We start from the raw sequence: 22,449 nt of genomic DNA on the forward strand, positions 1-22,449 counted from the left end.
ACAGAAGACACACATAATCTTCACAAACGCCCTGAAAACGCGTGACAAATCTCACACTTCAAGCCATCCCCAGATATTAGGATAAAGATGTAATTGGCAAACCAATCGAGGAGGTAAAAAAAAGTGCAAAAGGCAATCATTCATTTTGTCATCAGTGCCTTGTTAGGTTTAGGAATCGGCTACCTTGCGTTTCAAGTAGTTGGTGGTGGAGAAGAATCAAACGTTGCATCGCCTGAGACAGCTAACACCGATACAACTACTGAAAAAGGCAATGCTCAAGAAGATACAAACACAGATACAGAAGCTGTTGTTGCAGAAGACAGCTTACTTTCTACTAAAGGCTGCCTAGGCTGTCACTCTGTCGAAGGATTAAATCTTACAGGTGGAGCAACAGGTCCAGACCTTACACAAGCCTACATCAATGTTGAAGGCAAACATGGCAAACCAATTGACCAATTTTTAAAAGAACCAACATCAGCGGTAATGTCAGGAGTCATCGGTGGTAACCCACTTTCAGACGATGAGGTTACGCAGATTGTTGATCTATTAAAACAAGCGTCACAAAACCAATAAAAGGAGTGCTTAAAGAATGAAAAAATGGATTCCCGCTGCTGCCGGTCTAGTAACTGGCCTTATGGCAGCGACCGTATTCTTCGCTGATTTCTCACCTGGACCAACAGGCGAGGCGGCAAAGGACACAGCAAACAAAAGTAATGCTGAAAAGGTTTATGTACCTTTTGGCGAAAAAGATGATTACTATTTATTCGCATCAGGTGGTCACTCTGGACAAATGTTCATTTACGGTGTACCATCCATGCGCCATATTCGTACCGTTCCTGTCTTCTCACCTGATTCAGCTACTGGATATGGATTTGACACTCACTCGAAGGAAATGATGGGCGGCTATACATGGGGAGACCTTCACCACCCGGCTTTCTCTGAAACTGATGGTGACTATGATGGAAAATACATGTTTGCGACTGACGTAGGAAATAGTCGTGCTGCAGCCATGAATTTGGAAACGTTTACGGTTCGTGACATCATCAATGTACCGAATACTAGTGGTCCTCACTGTGCTGCTTTCGTTACCCAAAACACGGAGTATATGTTCTTACCAACCCGATTTGCTGTCCCGATTGGCAGCGAATATGCAGATCTAGATGACTACAGCACTAAATACCGTGGCGTAATGTCTGCGGTAACCTTTGACCAAAACAAAGAAAAACTAAACATTGCGTATCAAGTAGCTCTTCCACCTTGGTCCTATGACCTTTCTGACGCTGGTAAAAAGATGTCAGCAGATTGGGCGGTTATGACAACCTATAACACAGAGGAAGCAACAACAAATCTAGAAATTAACGCATCACAAGCAGACCGTGACTTCATCGTTCTTTTTAACTGGAAAGAGCTTGAGAAAATGGTTGCTGACGGACAATATGATGATGTAACAGGTCAAAAAATGATATTCCCTGAAAAACATAAAGGTGGCATTTACCTAGTGCCCGTTGCGAAATCACCACATGGTGTGGACGTAACACCAGACGGAACACGCTTCATTGCTTCTGGAAAATTAGCACCAGCGATGACTGTCTTCTCTTTTGAAAAAGCTTTTGCAGCTATTGAAGCACAGGATTTCTCAGGCGAACGTAACGGTATTCCAATCATCAATTATGATTCAATCGTTGAAAGAGAAGTAAACCCTGAAAATGCTCTTGGACCACTTCATACTCAATTTGATGATAAAGGTATGGCTTATACAACGATGTTCATCACTTCTGAAATCGTGAAATGGGATCCTAACACTGGCGAAACATTAGACCGTGTACCTGTTCAATATTCACCAGGTCACTCTGTAGCAGCTGAAGGTGATACTGTTGCTCCAGATGGTAAATACCTAGTGGCCCTAAACAAAATTGCGAAGGATAGCTATTTATCCGTTGGTCCTTCACATCCAGAATCCATGCAGTTAATTGATATTAGCGGAAAAATGGAAGTCATCCAATCTGCTCCGGTTAACCCAGAACCACACTATGCACAAATGATTAAAGCAGATAAGATCAAAACGATTACCGTTTATCCGAAAGATGAAAAGAATCCAAATGCAACCTATGAGCAAGACAAAACAAAAATCGTTCGTAACGGCAACAAAGTCGATGTCTATGGTATCGCCATGCGTTCAAAATTCATCTTTGATTCAAAAGCAAAACGCCCAGATACCATTGAAGTCAATGAAGGTGACCATGTAACAATTCACTTAACGAACATTGACTTTGACCAAGATATTACTCACGGCTTTGCCATCAATGGGTATGACTTGAATATCGAGGTTCAACCGGGACAAGTGAATACAGTAGAATTTGTCGCTGATAAAGCTGGAACCTTCCCGCTATACTGTACAAATTTCTGTTCGGCCCTACACCAAGAAATGACAGGTTACTTCCTAGTTAAACCGAAAAAGTAATTAATAGAGAAGGGGGTATCAATCAACATGATACCCTCCTTCCTTTTATAAATTAAACAGCGCGGCAAACAGCCCTCCACTGTTTAGGAAAGGTGTGGTTTACTTTGAAAAAATTATCGCTTACCTCAAGTATTCTAATCTTACTAGCAGCAGGATTAATCATTTCATCATTATTTTTCCCATGGTGGAAAATGAATTTTATCGCTCCACAATATCCAGAAGGCTTAAATATTATCGTTTACCCTGATCATTTAGAAGGCGAAATTGATATTGTGAACGGCTTAAACCATTACATCGGCATGTCCGAATTCAGTGAAGAAAACTTTCCAGAACTAAACTACTTGAACTATCTAATCGGCGGATTAGCCGCCCTCACTGTCTTAACAGCTATTTTAAGAAAAAAATCCGTTCTCTACGGATTGATTGGACTATTCGTTATCGGTGGCTCAGTTGGAGTTTGGGACCTACATCGTTGGCTAAAAAACTTTGGAACAAAATTAGACCCGATGGCACCGATTAAAGTGGACCCTTTTATTCCACCGATTTTAGGGGAAAATACTCTAGCAAACTTTGTCACGCACAGTATGTTGCAAACAGGAACGTACCTGGTTATTGCGGCTTTTATTCTACTACTAATTCCTTTATGGAAGGATCGAAAACGATGAGAAACTTATGGCTCTTCCTTTTAAGCGTTCCCTTATATCTTGGAATTTTTCCTTCAGCAGGCTTTGCTGAGGGGAATCTTCAGGCACAATTAGACGCACTACAGCCAGGGGACGTTTTAAAGCTAGAGGGCAAAACGTATGAAGGAAATATTGTCATTGATAAAACGGTGGAAATCATAGGAACAGATCAAACCGTCATTAAAGGCGATGGAAATGGCAATGTTATTTCGATCAAAGCACCTAATGTGAAGCTTAGTCATCTAAAAGTCACGCATGCTAGTATGAATCGTAATTCTCCTGAAGAATTCGCAGCCATTAAAGTCCATTCGAACGGCAATACCATCGAGGACATCGTCATTCGGGATTCATTTCATGGAATTTATTTAAGTCAGGCCCATGAAAATAAAATTCGCAACGTTGATATTAAAGGTTTAGGTAAAGGTGAAATCGCCAGCCAAGGTAACGGCTTTCACATTTATTTCGCTAATAACAATCTATTGGAACATAACACAATTGAGGGAACACGCGACGGCATGTTTTTCGAATATGGAAACGGCAATACCGCCACCAAAAATAACATTACAAAAACAAGATACGCACTCCACTATATGTACTCAGACGACAATCGTTTTATCGGCAACACGTTTACGATGAACACAGGCGGTGCGGCTATTATGAACTCAAAATCCATTGTGCTAGAGGATAATGATTTCCTATTTAATTACGGCCATCGCTCCTTTGGATTATTTTTATTATCAGCTAATGATATTACCGTTGAAAATAATACCTTTTATTTAAATCAAAGAGGTTTATATATTGATCAATCGACTGGAAATAAGATAAAAAACAATCGAATTATCCAAAATCAAATTGGCATTGAGCTTTGGGCTAGTTCTAATCAACAAATTTTCACTGGCAATCAAATTACCGAAAATACCATTCCTGCGGTCTCCTTAGGAGGGCAAGGACAAAATGCATGGAGTGAGGATGGACGCGGAAATGATTGGGGCAGTGCGTTCCCGTTAGCCGACCTCAATCAAGATGGATTAGGAGATTTACCTGTTACCTATCGTTCTTCTCTTCATCAATTAATTGAAGACCAAGAGCTTACTAGCTTTTTTCTAAAAAGTCCAGCCATCAACATCTATGAAAAAATGAATGAATTTCTAAATGAAGATAAGGTGATGTTCGAAGATTTACATCCTCTTGTAGCCTCCAATGAGAATCATAATCGATTCGGTTTATATGGAGCCTTTGGGTTACTGGTTATCATTATCTTATATAAAGGGAGACAAAGACTATGTATTACATTGGGAAGGAATGGAAAGAAAATATAAGAGGTAAAGGACTTTGGTTGGCTTTAAGCATCATCGTCGTCCTATCAGTGTTAATGATGTTTAAATCCTCTGTCCTATCCGTGGATCAAGGCTTCTACTTTTTGCTTTTACATTTATTTGATACTCTCGTTTATTTCATTCCTGTTCTCTGTCTGTTCCTTGGGGCGTTCTCGATTTTTCAGGAAAAAGAACAAAAAACACTCATCATGCTACTGACTAAACGAGAAACGTTTGCTAGTTTCTTATGGCAGAAGAGCCTAAGTATTTGGATTGTCTTACTTATTCCTGTTGTAGCTTGGTTCTTCATCTATTTAGTCCCATTAAAATTTATGCTAATTTTAGATTTTAAAAGCTATCTATATTTTTTAACCGCCATCATCACCATCATCATTGTCTTTTTGCAGCTAGGAACATTGATCGGTAGCATCAGTCGCTCAAGAATGCAAATTGTCGGGCTTACGATTTTTGTCTGGTTCTACTTCTTCTTTTTACACGACTTTATCTTGCTTTCCTTTTTAGAAAAAGTCACCTATGAAAATGTGAAGTTATTCTCAGTATTCTACTTTTTAAATCCATTCCAAGCTGGACGGATGTTTTTAGAGGGCGGGCTCGGTGTCTTATCTGTTGGACATATGTCTAAACTAATGCAAACCTTTCTTTGGACGAAGCCGTCAATTTTTCTATTAGGCAATCTCGTCTTCTGGATCATCTTTTCCTACGTATTATCATTAGTTTTTCACCGTAAGGAGGGCGTCGAATAATGATTAAGGTTGAAGATCTTACACAATCCTTTGGAAAAAAAATCGTTCTCGACGATGTCCAATTAGAAATCGGCGCCAATGAGGTTTGTGCCCTTGTCGGTCGAAATGGTGCTGGTAAGTCCACCCTATTAAATAGTTTATTAGGTTTACTTCCTGTAAAAAATGGCAAAATTACGATTAACGGTATCGAGCAAAAGGCTGGGCGAGACATTTGGAAAAGTGGTATCGCCTACCTTCCTGAAAAATTCACCCTCTACCCTGCGCTAACAGGCTATGAAAATATCGTCTTTTTCGCTCAGACCTCTAAACAAAAGGTCGATGAAGGAAAAATCGAAGCCTTGTTAAAATCAGTCAGACTATGGGAAGACCGCCAGTTCCCAATCAAAGGGTATTCAAAAGGAATGCTGCAGCGATTAGGATTAGCCATCACTCTTTATCAAGATAGCCAAATCTTAATTTTAGACGAACCAACAAGTGGAATTGACCCAATTGGTCGGAAGGAAATTTTAGAAGTATTAAAAGCTTTAACGGATAAAACGATTCTACTATCCTCCCACCATCTCGATGAAATTAGGCAAGTATGTACCCATGTTGCATTCTTAGACAATGGAAAAATCAAGAAATACACAGTAGAGCAATTTTTAAAAATACAAAAGCTTGGAGAGATGGATCTATGAAAAACTGGCTGATTATAAGTATCATTGCCGTTTTCGCCTTGTTAACGGGCTGCAGTAGCAATGAAAATATCGAAATAGAAGTAACCAAACCCCTTACGTTCTCAAAGGATAAAGAAATGCCATTTGAAATTAAGGTTACTGAAGATAGCAAAGCCGTTGAAGGGTTAGAAATTACCGCGCAAATTTCAATGGTAAATATGGACCACGGTACAGTTGATGCAACATTTGAAGAAGTGGAAGCAGGTCTTTATTCAGCCAATGTAAAGCTATCCATGGCTGGTGATTGGGAAGTCGTATACACAATTGACCGTGACGGCAAAACCTTTGAAAAAGTCAATCAATACAAAGTTGAGAAATCCGCGGGCGTCGCAACCATCAACGGAGAGCTAATTACGACAGAGGATATCGAATTCTATCGTTTTATTAATAAACTTCATATTGCCATTAGTCGTTCTGAGGATGAAAAGAGATTGAGTGGCAAAGAACTAGAAGAAGCCAATGCCTATTGGGATAACCAAGAAAAATTAAACGACAATCAAAACCAGCTGCTAACGCAAATCATTCGCCTTCGTGCGATGGCACTTCTAGGTCAAGAAAAAGGACATGAAGCAACCTCAGATGAAGTTGAAAAAGCACTCGAAACCGTTCGCGCGCAATACAGTCAGCATGAAATAGCTCAAAAAATGATCAAAGAGTATGGCGTACAGAGATTTTGGTTGACTGAAGAAAAGCAATATCAACTCATTGTTCTTTCCCAAAAGGTGCAAGGTGACTTAGTTGCAAAGGTGAAAGAAGAGAATCCAAACGTGAATGACCAAGAAATCTCCTTCTTAGCGCAAAAGGAATATGAGGAATTGTTAGTATCTCAAGTGAACTCACTGAAAGTTGAAATATTTTAAACTCTGTCTCTTACGGGGCAGAGTTTTTTCGTTTATGCGAACACTTTGTGACATAGATGTGAAAAAGTCGGAATTAATTCGAATTGGGCCGGAATAATGGTGAATCTAGTCGGAATCATAGCCGAAAAAGTCGGAATTATCCCTTCTCTAGTCGGAAAAAATCTAAATTACCTCTTTTTGGGAAAGATCAGCACTATGAAGGACAGTTTCACTGCTGTTTCACATGAGGTTTGTCCTTCATTCGCATGATGAATAGGCTTGGGCACCACGCCCAAGCCTTACTCTATCTCACTCAACCGAACCTGATACAATTTATCATCATCAGCATCGGGATTTCCACGCCCATCTGTATTATTGCTAACAAAATACAAAAACTCACCATTAACCATCACATCACGAATTCGCCCTAAACCTGTCACAACCGCGCGACTTCGCATTGTCTCTAAATCAACCTCTTGTAGCGCCTCACCGCGTAATGTCGCCACATACAGCTTGCCATTGTGATAAGCAATCCCCGATGGAGCCCATGTCACTTCACCCGTTTGAAAAATTGGCGAAACCATTCCTTGTCTTCGCTGAGTCCCTTGAATGACTGGCCAACCGTAATTCGCACCAGCAACTATTTCGTTTAACTCATCATGTGCGGATTGACCATGCTCACTTTCATAAAAGGTACCCGCCTCATCCCAAGCCAAACCTTGTGGATTGCGATGACCGTAGCTATAAATATACGAATTCGGAAACGGATTATCATTGGGAATAGAACCGTCCAAATTCATTCGCAAAATTTTCCCATTTAAAAGATTCAGGCTTTGAGCATTCTCAGCCACCGCTGCATCGCCAGCACTAAAATATAGCTTTTCATCTGGACCAACCTTAATACGGCCACCATGATGAACAGGTCCACTCGGAATACCATCCAATAACACCTTGATTTCATTCCAAACATTATCCTTAAGTTCCAAAACGACAACACGATTAAAAGGACTGCCCTGTACATCATAAGTATAGTAAGCAAAGGCTTGCTGATTCGCTGAAAATTGAGGATGAAGAACAAAGCCTAACAAGCCCGCCTCCGATTCCTCTGATAACGGTCTGCCAAGATTGACCCTCTGGCGTACTTGCTCACCGTCTTCCACTTTCACAATCGAACCTGGCCGCTCACTAATATAAAAGACGTCTCCAGCCTTTTGAATCGACCAAGGAACTTCAAGATTGTCCGCTAAAACGGTTGGAACTCCTTGAACAACAGCAACATCTTGCTCCTTCACTTCTAAGGTCTCGCCACTATTTGAGCATGCCGCCAGTAGTAAGAGTAATGCTAACAACCTAAACCTGATCATGTATCAACGCTCCTTCAATGCCTCCATTATCGCTTTTCCTACACCACTCTCTTCATTTGTTGCTGTCACAAAATCACACATTGCTTTAATTTCATCTGCTGCATTTCCCATCGCTACTGAGCGTCCAACGCGCGAAAGCATCGAGACATCGTTAAAATTATCGCCAACCGCCATCGTATCTTCGAGCGATATTCCTCGTTCCTTCACAAATTGCTCCAAAGCAACCCCTTTTTGGGCCAGCTTATGCGTAATTTCAATATTTCCTTTAGCTGACGAGGATACCACAATACTTGGAAAATGCTTTAAAACCTTGCTAGCTGCCTCTATTTTTTCATCATCAAAAGAAAAGACGAGAAACTTCAGAATTTTATGGTTCTCACTTCTAAAAATTTGATCATAATCCTCTACGACATGAATATTACCTTCTGCAAATCGCTCTTTTGACTCTTCCTGGATAAAATCTCGATCAGCCCCAGGGTTAATACTTAAAAAGATATCCACGATAAGCGCTAACCCTTTTTCACGATCATTCGTATATGTACCTTTCGTCGTGTAAACCTCAAAATAAATATCTAGTTCATTTAAGCTACGCGCAATTTCAATCGCTTCTGATTTCTCAATTGGATTTTCGCCAATTAACGTTCCTTCTTTTGTGCGAATTTCCGCTCCATTGACAAGAATCATTGGAACCTTTAGTCCTTCTTCTTCCAATACAAATCTAGCTTCCTCATAGGAACGTCCTGTCGCAACAACGACTTCAATCCCTCTTGCTTGGGCTGCTAAAATCGCTTCCTTATTTTCCTTCGTGATGATATGAGCACCCGTTACCAATGTCCCATCCATATCTGTTGCAATACATTTAATCATGCTGTCACCTTCCATTATTGACTTATCCCTATACTACCATGATACTAACCAATTTTCGCCCAACTAGGTTCCCGATATACGCAACATAACTAGTGGTTTTTTTTTCAAAAAATTCAAAAATCTGTGACATTTATTACCTAATCTGACCTATTGCTTGAAATATAATAGAAATGAAAGGGTTTTCATGACGGAGGGGAAACGATGAGATTTCAAAATTTTAATGAGGTCATCCACTCAGCGAAAACAAAGCCACCAATCACACTAAGTGTGGCGGCTGCAAACGATATCGAGGTTCTAAAAGCGGTTAAAGAAGCTGTAGAACACGGAATCATTGAACCGATTCTGATTGGAAAAATTAATCAAATAGCGGAGATAGCTGAAAAAATCCATTTCGATTTTATGCCCTTTAAAATAATGGCAGCTGAAACGGAAGCAGAAGCTGCTTATTTAGCCGCAAAATCAGCCCATAAAGGTTATGCAAAGATGATTATGAAAGGGGCCATTAATAGCACTCCCTTTCTAAAGTCTGTGTTGTATAAGGACTTTCAGCTAAAAACAGGAAGAATTCTTAGTCATTTATCGGCTTTCGAAATACCTGGCAACGAAAAGCTTATTTTTATGACAGATGGTGGTCTCAACATAGCCCCTAATTCTCTGCAAAAAATGGAGATTATCATCAACTCGGTAGATTTTTTAACTCAAATTGGAATTCGAAATTCAAAGATTGCCTTATTAGCTGCCAATGAACGAACAAGTGAAAAAATGCCGGTTACGATGGAAGCTCAAGAAATTGTTCAGCTCATTCAATCTGAAATTCCTAAAGGATGTGTAATAGAAGGTCCGTTACCACTTGACTTAGCCATTAGTAAAGAATCACTATTCCATAAAGGATTAACTAGTGAAATTAATGGTGATGCCGATTTATTGGTTGTCCCCAATATTGAAGCAGGTAATATTTTTGGAAAATCCATTACTTATTTTGCTAATGGTGTGATGGCTGGGATTGTCTTGGGGGCGAAGGTGCCACTTGTTCTGAATTCTAGATCCGATTGTGCAAAAGCAAAGCTAGCTTCGATTGCCCTTGGAGCGATTGCAGCTCATTCAACTGCTTTAGAGATTTCTTCGCATAAAGTTTCTTAGTCACTGAAAGGACTGACGTCTATGTGTAAAATCATACTCGCCATCAATCCTGGTTCAACCTCTACGAAATGGGCTGTGTATCGAGGTAAGGAAGTACTTTTTAATGAAACCATTGAACATGAGGATGAGGCTTTATTAAAATATAAAAGCGTTTACGCGCAAATGCCGTTCAGACTTAAAACATTATTATATGCCCTACATGACAAAGGCTTTGCACTTGAAAAAGTAGATGCGATTGTTGGCCGAGGTGGACTATTAAAACCAATGCCCAGTGGAACGTATCTCATTTGCGAAAAAATGGTCAAGGATGCCGCAAGTGGAAAACATGGTGAACACGCCTCCAACCTAGGATCAATCATCGCATATGAGCTTGCAACGATGTATAACTTACCTTCTTTCATCGTTGATCCTGTTGCAGTGGATGAATTAGTAAATGAAGCAAGGGTGACTGGGCTAAAGGATATCGAACGGAAAAGTCATGCACACGCCTTAAACATTAAAGCCGTTTCTAGAAAAGTTGCAGCCTCACTCGATAAACCTTTAGAAGAACTGAACTTTATCGTAGCCCATTTGGGTGGCGGAATATCCGTGGTAGCCCATCAAAAAGGCAAAATGATCGATGTCAACAATGCAGATAATGAAGGTCCTTTTTCTCCAGAGCGATGTGGAGGATTACCTGCCAAGCAATTAGTCCAACTATGTTTTTCAGGCAAATACAATGAAAAGCAGCTTCTAAAAAAAATCACCACAGAAGGCGGAATTTACTCCTATTTAGGTACTAAAAATATGATTGAGGTGGAAGAACGGGCGGCATCATTAGATCGTGAAGCAGCACTCCTCCTTAAAGCAATGATCCACCAAATTGGAAAAGAAATTGGCGCCATGGCCACCGTACTCGAAGGAAAAGTGGATGGAATCATATTAACAGGCGGCATCTGTCACTCTGAGACTATCGTTTCAAAAATTAAAAGTAAGATTGGATTTTTAGGGGAAGTATTTGTTGTACCTGGAGAAGAAGAGCTTGGCGCTTTAGTAGAAGGTGCTTTAAGAGTGTTAAGTGGCCAGGAAGAAGTAAAAAAGTACTAACCAAAAGGGATGAGTAGCTCATCCCTTTTAACGTACTATCATATTTTTGCTGCTAAAGGTTTGATAAAGTACCTCTTCGCCATCCTCCAATTCAATTGACTCCTCATAGGCAATATGATGTTGCTCGTAAAACTTTTTCCAAAAACCAACAGCCCGCTTATTATTCTTCAACTGACAAACATAATAGCTGCCTTGCTTTTCTTGAAAAATTGTTTTGATTGCCTCTTCAGCATACCCTCGACCTCGGAACTGATTATAAATAAACAAATCATTGATACAATAGTCTACTTTTTTAGTAAAAGGAGGCTCTAAAAGTAAGCAAAAGCCAATAACTTCTTGATTTTGTTTTAATAAGTAAGGGGTAATGCCATCGCGCTCCCAAATTTTTTCAAAAGAATCGAATTCAAATTCGCCTTCCGAATTGGGCTTTAACGAGCTACTATAAGCGGAAAGGTCATGAAGGTAAAAGGAATATAAGTTTTTTAATAATGCCTTATTTTCTAATGTTGCTTTAATTAATCTCATTGGCTTCCCCTTCTTTTCCTAAATTATCTGATATCTTCTATATTACCAAACTAACCGCCGTTTTTACATAAATTAGTGAAAAATAGGCAAAATAGGATGTGTTATCGATATTAAAAAAAGGGGGTCGAACCACGGTGACAAAAAGTCCAAACAAAGGCAGTAAAAATCAAAATTCACCACAATCCCATGCCCAGGGACATGTTAGCGGAGATAATAGCAAAGGCAATAAACATAATAAGGATCAAAACGATAAAACAGATCAGGATTAAGAAAAAAAGTCGGTTCCTGAAAACAGGAATGCCGACTTTTTTCTTATCTTTCTTCTAACTTAATCTTATTAAACGCAAGTAAATGATTGAATTTGTCGTAAGCTTATTCCGAAAAACACCCAATTAAACCCAGTCCAACGAAACCCTGAGACAGAGTTGCGTCCAACAAATGTTGGATAGAACCAAAATTGATTAAAACCTCTCAGCCATACATACGTGAATCTGAATAAACATCTTCTAATACTTCCTGGATCAACTGCAAATGCTTCTACTTGTTGTTGAGGGACAAAGGATGGCGGTGGTGTCGTTGGTGCTCCTGCCTCTTGACCTTGACCTTGGCCGGGTGGTCCAAAGGGTGGTGGTCCAAAAGGTGGTTGGCCAAATGGAGGCTGGAAACCACCAAATGGAGGCTGGAAACCACCAAATTGTCTTTCATCAGGGGTGGTATGATAATAATTCTCCTCAGGGAATGGAGTTGGATAATAATAAGCATGTTGACTGTATGGATCATTATAATATTGATAATTTGCACTTGTATACATAAAAGGCACTCCTTTTTCTCTCATCTCACCCCATCATATTCGTAAGCCATATGCCTATCAACTTGTACCCACAAAATGTGTATTTGCCTATCAAACAGAAACTAAAGCCATTCATCTTGGTTAAAAAAGTCGGTTCCTGGTTAAATTTAACGGGTTCTCTTTTGGAGTGCAAAATCATAAATACTAGTATAAATGTCCTGGTAAAAAGCCATTTAATCAACATGCTTATTTGCTTCTGAGTAGTATCCGTGATATTTCAAAGTCGTAATAATTGGAATTACACTAACAGTTTAAGATGGGAGATCAGATAAACACCAAATCTGTTAAATAGACGGAAAAATTCCGCTTAATTACGAAATAGCACTGAAAATGGCTAAAATAGACGGAGATATTCCGCCTATTGACTCGAAAAACATGAAAATGGGGGATTTTGCTTGGCATAAGCGGAAAAACTTCGCTTATTTAGCCCGAAACGTGCTCCATTCTGATTATAACCGGAAAATCTCCGCTTATCTTTTGCTGGTTACTTAATTAAGGACAAGGCTTCTTTCTCCGGGTGCATCTATTTTTATGTTTGAAAATATGCCATTCCTATCAAATTTAACGAAGTATTAACAACCCGTATTAGCATATAAACTAACAGCACGAGAATGTTCATTCTCACTTTGCTATTTGGTAGACTAATTACAGGATTAATTCTCAAATTAAAATTTCATAAACGTTTTTATACCATTAAAAATAGCATGCTAAATCATATGTGATTTAACATGCCATTTGAGTTGTTTTTTCACTTTTTGCACTCCAAAAGAGAACCCGTTAAATTTAAACAGAAGGCCGACTTTTTATCTTATTTTTTACCTTGGAACTTCATTTTCGCTTCCGCTTCACTCATATTCGGATTTTGACTCGGTTTACTTTTCTCTAATGCCTTCTTTAATTCCTGACTTGTTTCTCCAGCGGTGTTGTATCTTTTATCCAAACTAATCTCCTCCTTTTATGAACTTATTGTGTGATGATTCGCTATTCATCATTCTTTTCCATAGCGATTTAAGCTTTTTTTAATCTTACTCAAAACAAAAAAAGCCCAATTCCTAAACGAATTGGACTCTAATTATCCTAAAAATCTACTTGCTACCTTTTATTAAACAGAAACTAACTTCTCCTCGAACCCTTCCTGATAAATCCGACTAATAATCGATTCAATCGCTGGCTCTTCGACGGTTAAATCTTTAATACTATGGGTTTGAGTTATACGGCCGATCAACTCTGAAGCTGAGATTTCATCACGATTAAACTGGAGCCACACGCGATTTGCTTCTCGCTTTACCACTTCCGCACCTACAATATCGAACGTAGCCTCCCCATTCTCAACATCAACAACTAATGTCCGTATCTTACCAAAGCGTTCCTTAACTGCACTAATATCGCCATCATATACCTTTTGCCCATGGTCAATCAGAACCATTCGGTTACATAGCTTTTCGATATCTTCCATATCATGCGTTGTCAAAATGACAGTCACCTTACGCTCACGATTAATTTCTTGAATGAAGGTGCGCATTTTCTCTTTCGCGACCACATCAAGTCCAATTGTCGGTTCATCTAAAAATAAAATTGGTGGGTCATGCAGCAAGGACGCCGCAATATCCGCTCTCATCCGTTGCCCTAAGGAAAGCTGACGAACGGGTGTATTCAAAAACTCATCCAACCCTAATATTTCTTGGTAAATTTCCATGTTTTGTTTATACCGAGCATCGCTCACCTGGTAAATTTCCTTTAACAGCTCAAACGATTCAATCGTCGGCAAATCCCACCAAAGCTGCGTCCGCTGGCCAAAAACAACACCAATATTGGAAGCATTTTTTTGTCGCTGCTCATAAGGAACGATACCATTTACTTTGATGGTTCCGCTTGAGGGCACCAATATGCCTGTCAGCATTTTAATCGTCGTCGACTTCCCTGCACCGTTCGGCCCAATATAGCCCACCATTTCCCCTTTTTCAATCGAAAAACTAATGTCCTTAACGGCTTCTTTTTTAATAAATTCGCGTTTAAACAGGCTTCGGACGCTTCCTAAAAATCCTGTTTCTCGTTTGGCTACCATAAAATCCTTGTTTATATTATTCACTTCAATAATTGGCATAATTGACACCCTCTTATGATCCTGTACTTTTATATCTGCTTAATCCTGACATCCATAACCAATAGGCCAATAAAAAGAAAACCACTCCGACTAACGGGGATAGAAACCCAACGAAGTCAGGGAAATAAGGTGTTTCTTTTCCTAAAATAACGGTCGATGGAAAATAGTTCACAAAACCAAATGGAACAATAAAGGCCGTAATCATTTGGACGAGTTTTGGATAAATCACTAATGGATAGTTTGTTAGATTACGAGCCGGATACATGGCGACCCAATAGAACTGCTCTGATTTCGTTGTCCAAAACGCCAGAGCAGATATGATAACGAGCATTCCACCTTGAATGAGCACGCCACCAATAATTGTTGATAATAAGAATAATACCTTCCAAACACTCCAATCAATATCAATCGCCATACTCACCCAAAGGAACACAACAATAGAAAAAATAAATTGCCCCACTGCCCCGATATCGAACTTCATCGACATGAAATGGAAAAACGGATGAATCGGACGAACGAGAAAACGGTCAAATGTACCATTAACTATGTATGTATCCAAGCTTTTAAAATGGAAAAATACCGTAATACAACAACCCCATGAAACGACAGCAAGGGCTAATAAAAATAACATTTCATAAAAAGTCCACCCACCTAACGCATCGAAGCGGTAAAGCATAACCCACATCGTGGCAGCCATCCCAGCATAAGCGGTAATTAGACCAATGATCCTCATAAAAAAAGCAAAGCGGTATTGAAGCTGGGCCCGCACGCCTGCCCCTACTAGTTTAAAATATAATGGTAAGTAACTCATTGCTGACCTCAAAGCTATCCCCCCTGTACAACTACTTTTTGTGATGCTTTATGCCACACGAATCGTAAAATTCCGTAACAAACCAACAGCCAGAAAATCTGTGTAGCAATCGAAAAGGCAATCTCCACGCCTGTTATTTTTCCAATAAAAATCGAGGTTGGAATATAGTAGATTCCTTGAAACGGCATATAGATGGCTAATTTTTCAAGCCAATCTGGGAAAAACCATAACGGGATAACCGATCCCGAGAGCAAAGACATCGCAAAGTAAAAAATATCGACGATTCCGCCTGTTTCGACTAAAAAGAAGGACAGGAAGCTAAACGACATTTCAATACAATAGCGAATTAAAAAGCCGATAAACGCTGTAATTAAAAACAAGACCCAAGTTTCCCAGGACATCGGTAGCGTTAAATCAATAAATAAAAATACTAGGATGTACACCGGTAATAAGGCGAACATAAAGTAAAACGCGACGCTACCAAAATCCGCAAATAAATAGCGGAGGGGTACATCAAACGGCCTCATTAATTCTAGAGCAATATCGCCCGTTCTGACCTTCTCCTGCATGTCCCATAATGGCGTCCCGGCTCCATTAATTCCTGATAAAAACTGACTGACGACTATATATGTGAGCATCGCCTGAAAAGTGACGCCATCCGCACTTTCTTTCCCTGCATATAGTGCCGTCCAAATCGAGCCCCACATTAATAAAAAAATGAGATTAGAGCCCATACGCGAAAGGACATCAAAGCGATAAACAGCTGACCGTAAAAATGCCTTTTTCGTAAAGGTCCAATAAAGTTTCATTCTAAACATAATTCACCTTCTACTAATTTAGTGATTTTTTTGACTATTGTATATTTTAGCATATTTCGGTTTCCTTTTAATAGAAAAAGAGAAGGTCAGTCATCAAAATGAATTGATAACTGACCTTTTTTGTGGTTATTTTTTTACTTCTGGCTAACTATAGTCTATCTAAGTACACCATTAAACGATAGATTACTACAGCCGTTTGGGCACGACTAGCCGTTTGTTCTGGAGCAAATAGATTTCCAACGGCACCCTTTATGATTCCATTTTGAACAGCAAACAGAACAGCTGCTTTGGCATCTTTACTTATCTTTTCCTGATCGTTGAAAGTAAGCTCACCTTCGACTGTAGATAAATCTACATCAAGTGCCTCAACAATCATGGTGACCATTTCTTCTCGTGTCAGCGGCTTATTTGCACCACTCAGCTTTGCATATTCACTCCAGGCCTTCTCAGAGCCAACGATTCGGTCTAAGATTACAGCAAATTGGGCTCGTGTAATTGTATCGGTAGGAGCAAACTTCCCAGCTGCCTTACCTTTAATTAGATAATGAGAAGCTATCACTTCAATTTCATCTTTCGCCCAATTCTTTGTTACATCAGTGAATGTTGCATGATACTCAACAAGGGCAAAAGAGCCGATTTTAGTTGTAGCTAGTATAGATTCACCCTTACTATTTTTTGAAGAGGAACCTACATAAGCCCATGTACCATTTTCCTGCTGTTGGTAGATACCTACTTTCCTAGCATCCTCAACCTGTTTCGTATCAGGATTAATCGATAAGGTAATCGCCTTTGTTAGTTTCCCTGTGCTATTTTGTACTGTAATAACTTTAGAAACCATTTTGCTCTCTGTTTGGGTTCGGACCTTTTCATCTGACCCTTTATCACTTACAGAAAGTTTTAAGGCAAATCCATTCTCATTAATAAAATCAGCAAAGGATTCAACAGGAACCGTTAAAGAAAACGCCTCATTCGTAAAGACTAATCCTTTTCCAGCCTTTGTTAAATCATCCACCAAATTTTGTGCAAAAGTTACCGATAAATCTTTATACGTATCTAGTTTTAAGTCTGATAGATCTAGTGTAACACTGCCCAATTTAGGGTCTGCTAATTGTTTACTAATTCCTTCTTTTAAAATATCAACCGTTAAAGATTTACTTCCATCTTTATTATCCACCGTAGATATTGTTCCCAACCCAACGTCTTCACCAGTTGATGGCGGAGTAGTCGGTGGTGTCACAGGTGGAACATATGGGTCAGTTACCTTAGCTTCTTTCGTAATATAAAGAGTAACCTGTGAGTAATTATTTACCCCATCTATGACATAGATCGTAAAAACATTCTCCCCGTTCACTAAGTCTACTGTACGTGTAAAGCTCCGCTCATCCCCAGCTTTAGTCCATTGTTTATGTGGTAAAGCTCCTAAAATTTGATTGTCATTCATATAGAGATCGAAGCTTGAATGACCTTCAGAAACTAATCCTGAGATTGTATATTTGTCTAGATTTGTAGTAACTTTTCCTTCGTAAACTTGAATGTTGTTCGTATCACTAATACTTGTCAAGTTAATATTAGTGAGGGTAATCTCAGGGGCATTAAAGTCAGCAAATACTTTACGATTGATAAAGCTCTCATTCCCAGCTTGATCTGTATATCTGATCTCTAGATTTTGCATACCCTCTTGAGTGATTGGAACGGTGCCCTGAATCGTAATCTTTCCAGGTGCACTATTGGTTAGTGTTGCTACTACTGGTTGCTCCATTCCTTCGGCCAAGATGGTAACCTGCGCTAGATCTAAATCAAATGACGTTGCCGAAAAATTTCCTACATTACCTTTATATATCGTATATGGAACCGGTGAAGTAATCGTTACTTCCGGCGCTTGTAAATCTTTTGTAATGACAAAATCTAGCTTACCAATCACTTCTTCTGTCTCAGAATAGGCTTCAATTGTTACCTTCGAGGTACCATTATGAGCCAATGCGCTTAAATCAGAAGTGTAAGTGTTTAACTGGTCTCCCTCCGTTACGAGAGTACCATTCTCGAACACTTTCATATTCTGAATGGAATCCGCTTGATCAACATTCCAATTTACCGTGATGGAGTTTTGATTAGTTCTTACTTGGCCTAACCCTTCAACATAGCTAAGAACACCTGTTTTAATAACGCGCAAGCTGGATGTAACCTCAGCTAGCTTCTTCTGAGTTCCATCAAAACCTGTGAGTCTAAGTGTATAATCACCATGAGAAAATGGAGTTAAATCCAGATCATAGGTAAATAGATTCCCAGTTGAACCACTCAAATCAATCTGATAAACCTCATTCACACCTGAACCAGTGATAGTTAAGCTAGCAGACTTTACTGCATTACTATGTGCTAATCCAATCGGCATGCTAGTCAGGTTATTTTCTGCTTCAAACTTCTCCAGATTAAAGAGAATCTGTGATTTTGTATGGATGACGGACGTTGTCCGAAGTCCAGTTAGGTTCCCATCAGCATTATATCCTTTTAACTCAAGCTTTGTTGTCCCTTCTGGTGCAACGTAGTTGTAGATATATTCCCCTCGACCGGAAGTTTCAATCGTGTCTAAAAGTTTACCACTAACATAGACTTCTACTTTTACGACTAAATCCGAAACGACGGAAATTTCAATTGGAACGATCGTTTCTACCTCGTCTGGCATACTTGTCACTCGATAAGTTGATTTGGTGACTACTGTTTTACCATTAGAGAAAGTAGTGAACGTACTTAATATTTCACCTTGCTCATTTAATGCATTAAAGGTGATATCATGTCTTCCTTCAAGTAGCGGAACAAAAATTTCATTTCGCCAATTCGGGAACAAATCTTTCACTCGATAAGGATTTTTAAAATCTATTAATACTTCCACGTCAGCCACTTCATCTGAAAGCATCCATGAAAATTCAGTACCATCAGGTGTTGCATAAAATCTAGTTATAACTAATGGTGATTGTCCTGTTGAGACTTTAATTTGGTTTCCAGCATGGTCAAGCACGTAAATAAAGGCGAACTGATTAGCCTTCAATGTTGGTAACGGTGCTTTCGTTGTAAAACCATCATCCGTCTTCACTGCATCTAAAATGACAGGTTGTTTCGTTACGTATCCCTTTCCATCTTCCCAAAGCTCATACGCAAAAGCTTCAATGCCAGATTCATCGGTACCTGTAACGACGATTTCTGTTCCTAAATCTGTTTCATTTTCTGTTACTTGTACATTTGGTAATTTTGTATCAACTTTTACAGGGAAGATGTATTCTTGACTTTTGGTTGTTCCAAAAGGTTTAGCAATCGCTTGGATGTAGTATTGTCCATCAGGTACTACCTTTCCATTGATGGCACCATCCCAAATTCCAAAGTCTTCAAATAAACTTCCGAAAGTTCCGTCAAATATATTTTTACGAACGTAATTTGCTTTAGAAAAATCGATAAGCTTCTTCTTATTAGCATCAAGAATATTCATCTCGAAGGTTTCAGCATTTCGAAGGAACGTAAAAATCGGTACTAATAACTGTTTAGATCCACTAAAAGGAGAGAAGGCGACATATTCTTCATGATAGACCTTATTAGCATCTAGTCCCATACTATAAAGAACGTTTCCTTGCGCAAAATGTAGACCCGTATTTTCATAGACACTTTCAGGGTCTGCCCAGTGACGGTCAATTACATCTACAGAGCCCCAATCTCCATAAAAACCAAAATAAGGTACAACTAAATTAGGTTGGCCCGTTGCCTCATCTGCTGTAAAGGTGATCCAACCATCAACAAATTGGTTCTTATCTAAACTATCTGGTAACGAGAGCGTGACTATGATCTCTTTTTGAGACCCTGCAGGTACCGTTACATTTGGTGAAGCAAAATTTACGGTTGCATCTTCGATTGGAGCTAGGGTTAATTGATTCACTCCATCAACAATCAAATCCTTATAAGCATCTCCCGATAGTGTATAGGTTACATCTTCACTACCAAGATTCTTCGCTATTAGACTAAAACCGACGCTATTAGAATTAAAATCTTTTAATGCTACACCAGGTTCTCCATGATATTGAACCGAAACATTCGTTTTTACTGCATGATTTAATTGAATTCTTCCTGCCCCTTGGTGACGAACGGAATAAGGAGTATTCGTCTCAGGATTGATCAATACTTTAGCTGTATTCGATAATAGTGTACGTATATCCCCTGGTTGGTAAGCGATATTCCGTTCTTTCAATGACTGGATGATGACCGCTGATGCTCCAGCAACATGAGGAGATGCCATTGATGTTCCACTATTTACCGCATATTGATTACCACCTACACTAGAGAAAATATTTCCTCCCGGTGCTGTAAGCGTTGGCTTAAAAAGTAGTCCTGGCTCTGGTCCCCAAGAAGAGAAATCAGACATCGTATCTTTGGACAATTGAACTTCTGATAACCTACCATTGAAGTTTAATTGTAGAGCTGGATTTTTAGTTAAAGCTTCTTTAACCGCATTTCCATCATTGTAACGAATAAATACGGCTGGAATGGTTGCAGCTTTACCTGATACCTTAACATCCATATTAACGAAGCTATTATCTCCTTCTCTATTAAAGACAATAACTGCCTTCGCTCCTACCTTTGCTGCATTGGCTACTTTTTCACTAAACGATATGTCTCCACGTTGTATTAGCGCAATCTTCCCTTTCACATTCGTTGGTGTAAAATCAGTCGTTTTACCTAGATTCGCATATACAATCGAGGACTCCCCTGTTAGTGTAGTAGGATGTGGGGCTGCACTTGCTACTGACATAGGAATATCACTTGATCCACTTAATTCTTCCGATAATGTAAATGCCTCAAAAAAAGTAGCTGAGTTTTCAGATGAAGCAACACTGATGGATGAAGGCGACACACTTGGTGTACCCACCATCGAGTAATCACGGTCCTGTTCAAGAGGATTTACCCCCCATGCATCGGTTGAAAAACCTGAATTACCTGCCGAAATGGCTACAACAACCCCACTATTTGACGCTGTCTCTACTGCAACAACCTCGGGATCATCGGCTACCACAGCACCATTTGCCGATCCCAAACTCATATTAATGACCCCGGCACCATTTTTAACGGCATGCTCCATACCTGCGATAATGTCATCAGCCATCGCACCCGTACGTGCTGGGTCATTCGAAAATACCTTTTCAGCTAAAACGGAAGCTTCAAAGGCAATACCTTTAAACGGCAAATTTTTTCCATTAATCTGGGCATTAGCATCATTTCCCGCAACTGTACCAGCTACGTGCACACCATGTTGACTAGTTGTACGATCGACGATGTCATTATTTCCATCTGCCCAGTTATATCCACCGATCACACGGGAACTGTAACCTACTCCATTACCCGTTAATGGGGAGCGATCCGTTTTATCCCCAAGTTTGATCGTTTCGATACCCGTACCACCAAAAGCAGGGTGGTAATAGTTTACGCCTGTATCAACAATCGCAACAATAACATCCTTACCCGTATATTTATTAGCTTCCCATACATAATCCGCACCGATTAATGGAGCACTTGAATACATGTCGGGTTCATAACTAGTGAACTCCTCCGGTTGGTATACATTGACAGGACGAATATCCAGAACACCTGGCATACTCTTAATCTTTTCAATATCTCCAACCTTGACTTGCCCACTTAAACCATTTACTAGATAAGTAAATTGGTGTTTCACACTAAAGGGAATTCTTTTATTTGAAACATTTTTTATGAAAGTGGCCTGTGCCGAAATAATCTCTTTTTCACTATTATGTAAAGCTGTACTAGATTGTTTATTTATTGATTTTCCAGCTTTATTTAATTCTTCTACAATCGATTTGCCTTCAAGCTTAATCATAACCTGAACATCTTCATCTTCTTGATTTGAATTCTGAAGAGAACGTTTATGATCCTGATATTTCTGGTCATAAAACTCCTGTTTAGCTTGCTGGAATCTATCCAAAGATTCATCATCCGGATTCGATTGTGCAGCATATGCTGGTGAAATAGTCGAAAATACTAATAAAAATGATAGAAACAAACCTATAAATCTACCCTTTTTGCTTAACATGTGGTTCTCCTTTCATTTAATTG

Annotated in this window: 19 protein-coding genes; 10 read left to right on the forward strand and 9 right to left on the reverse strand. The window is 39.4% G+C overall.

The annotated features are described in order from the left end of the window. The first annotated feature begins 123 nt into the window (after nucleotides 1–123). The 7 genes from LRP83_RS02185 (at nucleotide 124) to LRP83_RS02215 (ending at nucleotide 6,800) form a co-directional block, all read left to right on the forward strand. Nucleotides 124–573, forward strand: a complete 450-nt coding sequence (locus tag LRP83_RS02185) for a c-type cytochrome (protein WP_230495025.1) — start codon at nucleotides 124–126, stop codon at nucleotides 571–573. A 16-nt stretch (nucleotides 574–589) separates the two neighbouring features. Continuing rightward, nucleotides 590–2,461: a Sec-dependent nitrous-oxide reductase gene (gene nosZ / locus LRP83_RS02190; RefSeq protein ID WP_230495026.1), complete on the forward strand. Its 1,872-nt coding sequence runs from the start codon at nucleotides 590–592 to the stop codon at nucleotides 2,459–2,461. A 104-nt stretch (nucleotides 2,462–2,565) separates the two neighbouring features. Then, entirely contained in the window at nucleotides 2,566–3,126 is a 561-nt protein-coding gene (locus LRP83_RS02195; protein ID WP_230495027.1) for a hypothetical protein, read from the forward strand. Then, nucleotides 3,123–4,463 (forward strand): nitrous oxide reductase family maturation protein NosD, encoded by a 1,341-nt coding sequence (nosD, locus tag LRP83_RS02200; RefSeq protein ID WP_230495028.1) that lies wholly within the window; start codon nucleotides 3,123–3,125, stop codon nucleotides 4,461–4,463. Before LRP83_RS02195 ends, nosD begins: the two co-directional genes overlap by 4 nt. Beyond that, nucleotides 4,427–5,224 (forward strand): ABC transporter permease, encoded by a 798-nt coding sequence (locus tag LRP83_RS02205; RefSeq protein WP_230495029.1) that lies wholly within the window; start codon nucleotides 4,427–4,429, stop codon nucleotides 5,222–5,224. Before nosD ends, LRP83_RS02205 begins: the two co-directional genes overlap by 37 nt. Continuing rightward, on the forward strand, nucleotides 5,224–5,901 hold the full coding sequence (locus tag LRP83_RS02210; RefSeq protein WP_230495030.1) for an ABC transporter ATP-binding protein: 678 nt from the start codon (nucleotides 5,224–5,226) through the stop codon (nucleotides 5,899–5,901). The genes LRP83_RS02205 and LRP83_RS02210 overlap by 1 nt, the downstream gene beginning before the upstream one ends. Then, nucleotides 5,898–6,800 (forward strand): FixH family protein, encoded by a 903-nt coding sequence (locus LRP83_RS02215; protein WP_230495031.1) that lies wholly within the window; start codon nucleotides 5,898–5,900, stop codon nucleotides 6,798–6,800. The genes LRP83_RS02210 and LRP83_RS02215 overlap by 4 nt, the downstream gene beginning before the upstream one ends. A gap of 278 nt (nucleotides 6,801–7,078) precedes the next feature. Here LRP83_RS02215 and LRP83_RS02220 read toward each other — a convergent pair whose 3' ends face one another. Beyond that, nucleotides 7,079–8,143, reverse strand: a complete 1,065-nt coding sequence (locus tag LRP83_RS02220) for a PQQ-dependent sugar dehydrogenase (protein WP_230495032.1) — start codon at nucleotides 8,141–8,143, stop codon at nucleotides 7,079–7,081. Nucleotides 8,144–8,146: 3 nt separating this feature from the next. Beyond that, on the reverse strand, nucleotides 8,147–9,010 hold the full coding sequence (locus LRP83_RS02225) for an HAD family hydrolase (RefSeq protein WP_230495033.1): 864 nt from the start codon (nucleotides 9,008–9,010) through the stop codon (nucleotides 8,147–8,149). Nucleotides 9,011–9,211: 201 nt separating this feature from the next. Between LRP83_RS02225 and LRP83_RS02230 the strand changes: the two genes are divergently transcribed. Both LRP83_RS02230 and buk read left to right on the forward strand, forming a co-directional pair. After that, complete coding sequence (locus LRP83_RS02230) at nucleotides 9,212–10,150, forward strand: phosphate acyltransferase (RefSeq protein ID WP_230495034.1); 939 nt, start codon at nucleotides 9,212–9,214, stop codon at nucleotides 10,148–10,150. A 21-nt stretch (nucleotides 10,151–10,171) separates the two neighbouring features. Then, nucleotides 10,172–11,236: a butyrate kinase gene (gene buk, locus LRP83_RS02235; RefSeq protein ID WP_230495035.1), complete on the forward strand. Its 1,065-nt coding sequence runs from the start codon at nucleotides 10,172–10,174 to the stop codon at nucleotides 11,234–11,236. A gap of 27 nt (nucleotides 11,237–11,263) precedes the next feature. On the opposite strand, the gene LRP83_RS02240 is transcribed toward buk, so the two are convergent. Next, nucleotides 11,264–11,761, reverse strand: a complete 498-nt coding sequence (locus LRP83_RS02240; RefSeq protein ID WP_230495036.1) for a GNAT family N-acetyltransferase — start codon at nucleotides 11,759–11,761, stop codon at nucleotides 11,264–11,266. A gap of 134 nt (nucleotides 11,762–11,895) precedes the next feature. Between LRP83_RS02240 and LRP83_RS23175 the strand changes: the two genes are divergently transcribed. Next, entirely contained in the window at nucleotides 11,896–12,030 is a 135-nt protein-coding gene (locus tag LRP83_RS23175; protein ID WP_290369477.1) for a hypothetical protein, read from the forward strand. 68 nt (nucleotides 12,031–12,098) lie between these two features. Here the strand turns inward: LRP83_RS23175 and LRP83_RS02245 are convergent, their stop codons facing one another. The 6 genes from LRP83_RS02245 to LRP83_RS02265 all read right to left on the reverse strand — a co-directional run bounded on the left by LRP83_RS02245 (nucleotide 12,099) and on the right by LRP83_RS02265 (nucleotide 22,426). Beyond that, entirely contained in the window at nucleotides 12,099–12,572 is a 474-nt protein-coding gene (locus LRP83_RS02245; RefSeq protein ID WP_230495037.1) for a hypothetical protein, read from the reverse strand. 847 nt (nucleotides 12,573–13,419) lie between these two features. Further along, complete coding sequence (locus tag LRP83_RS23180; RefSeq protein WP_290369478.1) at nucleotides 13,420–13,551, reverse strand: hypothetical protein; 132 nt, start codon at nucleotides 13,549–13,551, stop codon at nucleotides 13,420–13,422. A gap of 162 nt (nucleotides 13,552–13,713) precedes the next feature. After that, on the reverse strand, nucleotides 13,714–14,715 hold the full coding sequence (locus tag LRP83_RS02250) for an ABC transporter ATP-binding protein (RefSeq protein WP_230495038.1): 1,002 nt from the start codon (nucleotides 14,713–14,715) through the stop codon (nucleotides 13,714–13,716). A 13-nt stretch (nucleotides 14,716–14,728) separates the two neighbouring features. Beyond that, nucleotides 14,729–15,538, reverse strand: coding sequence for an ABC transporter permease (locus LRP83_RS02255; RefSeq protein ID WP_230495039.1), 810 nt, complete (start codon nucleotides 15,536–15,538; stop codon nucleotides 14,729–14,731). 2 nt (nucleotides 15,539–15,540) lie between these two features. Next, nucleotides 15,541–16,344 carry an ABC transporter permease gene (locus LRP83_RS02260; RefSeq protein WP_230495040.1) on the reverse strand — a complete coding sequence of 268 codons (804 nt, stop codon included), beginning with the start codon at nucleotides 16,342–16,344 and terminating at the stop codon, nucleotides 15,541–15,543. Nucleotides 16,345–16,492: 148 nt separating this feature from the next. Then, nucleotides 16,493–22,426 carry a S8 family serine peptidase gene (locus LRP83_RS02265; RefSeq protein ID WP_230495041.1) on the reverse strand — a complete coding sequence of 1,978 codons (5,934 nt, stop codon included), beginning with the start codon at nucleotides 22,424–22,426 and terminating at the stop codon, nucleotides 16,493–16,495. Nucleotides 22,427–22,449 lie beyond the last annotated feature (23 nt).

This window comes from Pseudoneobacillus rhizosphaerae (genome assembly GCF_917563885.1).
Classification (GTDB): Bacteria; Bacillota; Bacilli; order Bacillales; family Cytobacillaceae; genus Pseudoneobacillus; species Pseudoneobacillus rhizosphaerae.

Excerpts from the sequence above, each read along its gene's own strand:
- nosZ (WP_230495026.1), top strand. The coding sequence starts at position 590 with ATGAAAAAATGGATTCCCGCTGCTGCCGGTCTAGTAACTGGCCTTATG.
- nosD (WP_230495028.1), top strand. The coding sequence starts at position 3,123 with ATGAGAAACTTATGGCTCTTCCTTTTAAGCGTTCCCTTATATCTTGGA.
- LRP83_RS02205 (WP_230495029.1), top strand. The coding sequence starts at position 4,427 with ATGTATTACATTGGGAAGGAATGGAAAGAAAATATAAGAGGTAAAGGA.
- LRP83_RS02210 (WP_230495030.1), top strand. The coding sequence starts at position 5,224 with ATGATTAAGGTTGAAGATCTTACACAATCCTTTGGAAAAAAAATCGTT.
- LRP83_RS02215 (WP_230495031.1), top strand. The coding sequence starts at position 5,898 with ATGAAAAACTGGCTGATTATAAGTATCATTGCCGTTTTCGCCTTGTTA.
- LRP83_RS02220 (WP_230495032.1), bottom strand. The coding sequence starts at position 8,143 with ATGATCAGGTTTAGGTTGTTAGCATTACTCTTACTACTGGCGGCATGC.
- LRP83_RS02225 (WP_230495033.1), bottom strand. The coding sequence starts at position 9,010 with ATGATTAAATGTATTGCAACAGATATGGATGGGACATTGGTAACGGGT.
- LRP83_RS02230 (WP_230495034.1), top strand. The coding sequence starts at position 9,212 with ATGAGATTTCAAAATTTTAATGAGGTCATCCACTCAGCGAAAACAAAG.
- buk (WP_230495035.1), top strand. The coding sequence starts at position 10,172 with ATGTGTAAAATCATACTCGCCATCAATCCTGGTTCAACCTCTACGAAA.
- LRP83_RS02240 (WP_230495036.1), bottom strand. The coding sequence starts at position 11,761 with ATGAGATTAATTAAAGCAACATTAGAAAATAAGGCATTATTAAAAAAC.
- LRP83_RS02245 (WP_230495037.1), bottom strand. The coding sequence starts at position 12,572 with ATGTATACAAGTGCAAATTATCAATATTATAATGATCCATACAGTCAA.
- LRP83_RS02250 (WP_230495038.1), bottom strand. The coding sequence starts at position 14,715 with ATGCCAATTATTGAAGTGAATAATATAAACAAGGATTTTATGGTAGCC.
- LRP83_RS02260 (WP_230495040.1), bottom strand. The coding sequence starts at position 16,344 with ATGTTTAGAATGAAACTTTATTGGACCTTTACGAAAAAGGCATTTTTA.
- LRP83_RS02265 (WP_230495041.1), bottom strand. The coding sequence starts at position 22,426 with ATGTTAAGCAAAAAGGGTAGATTTATAGGTTTGTTTCTATCATTTTTA.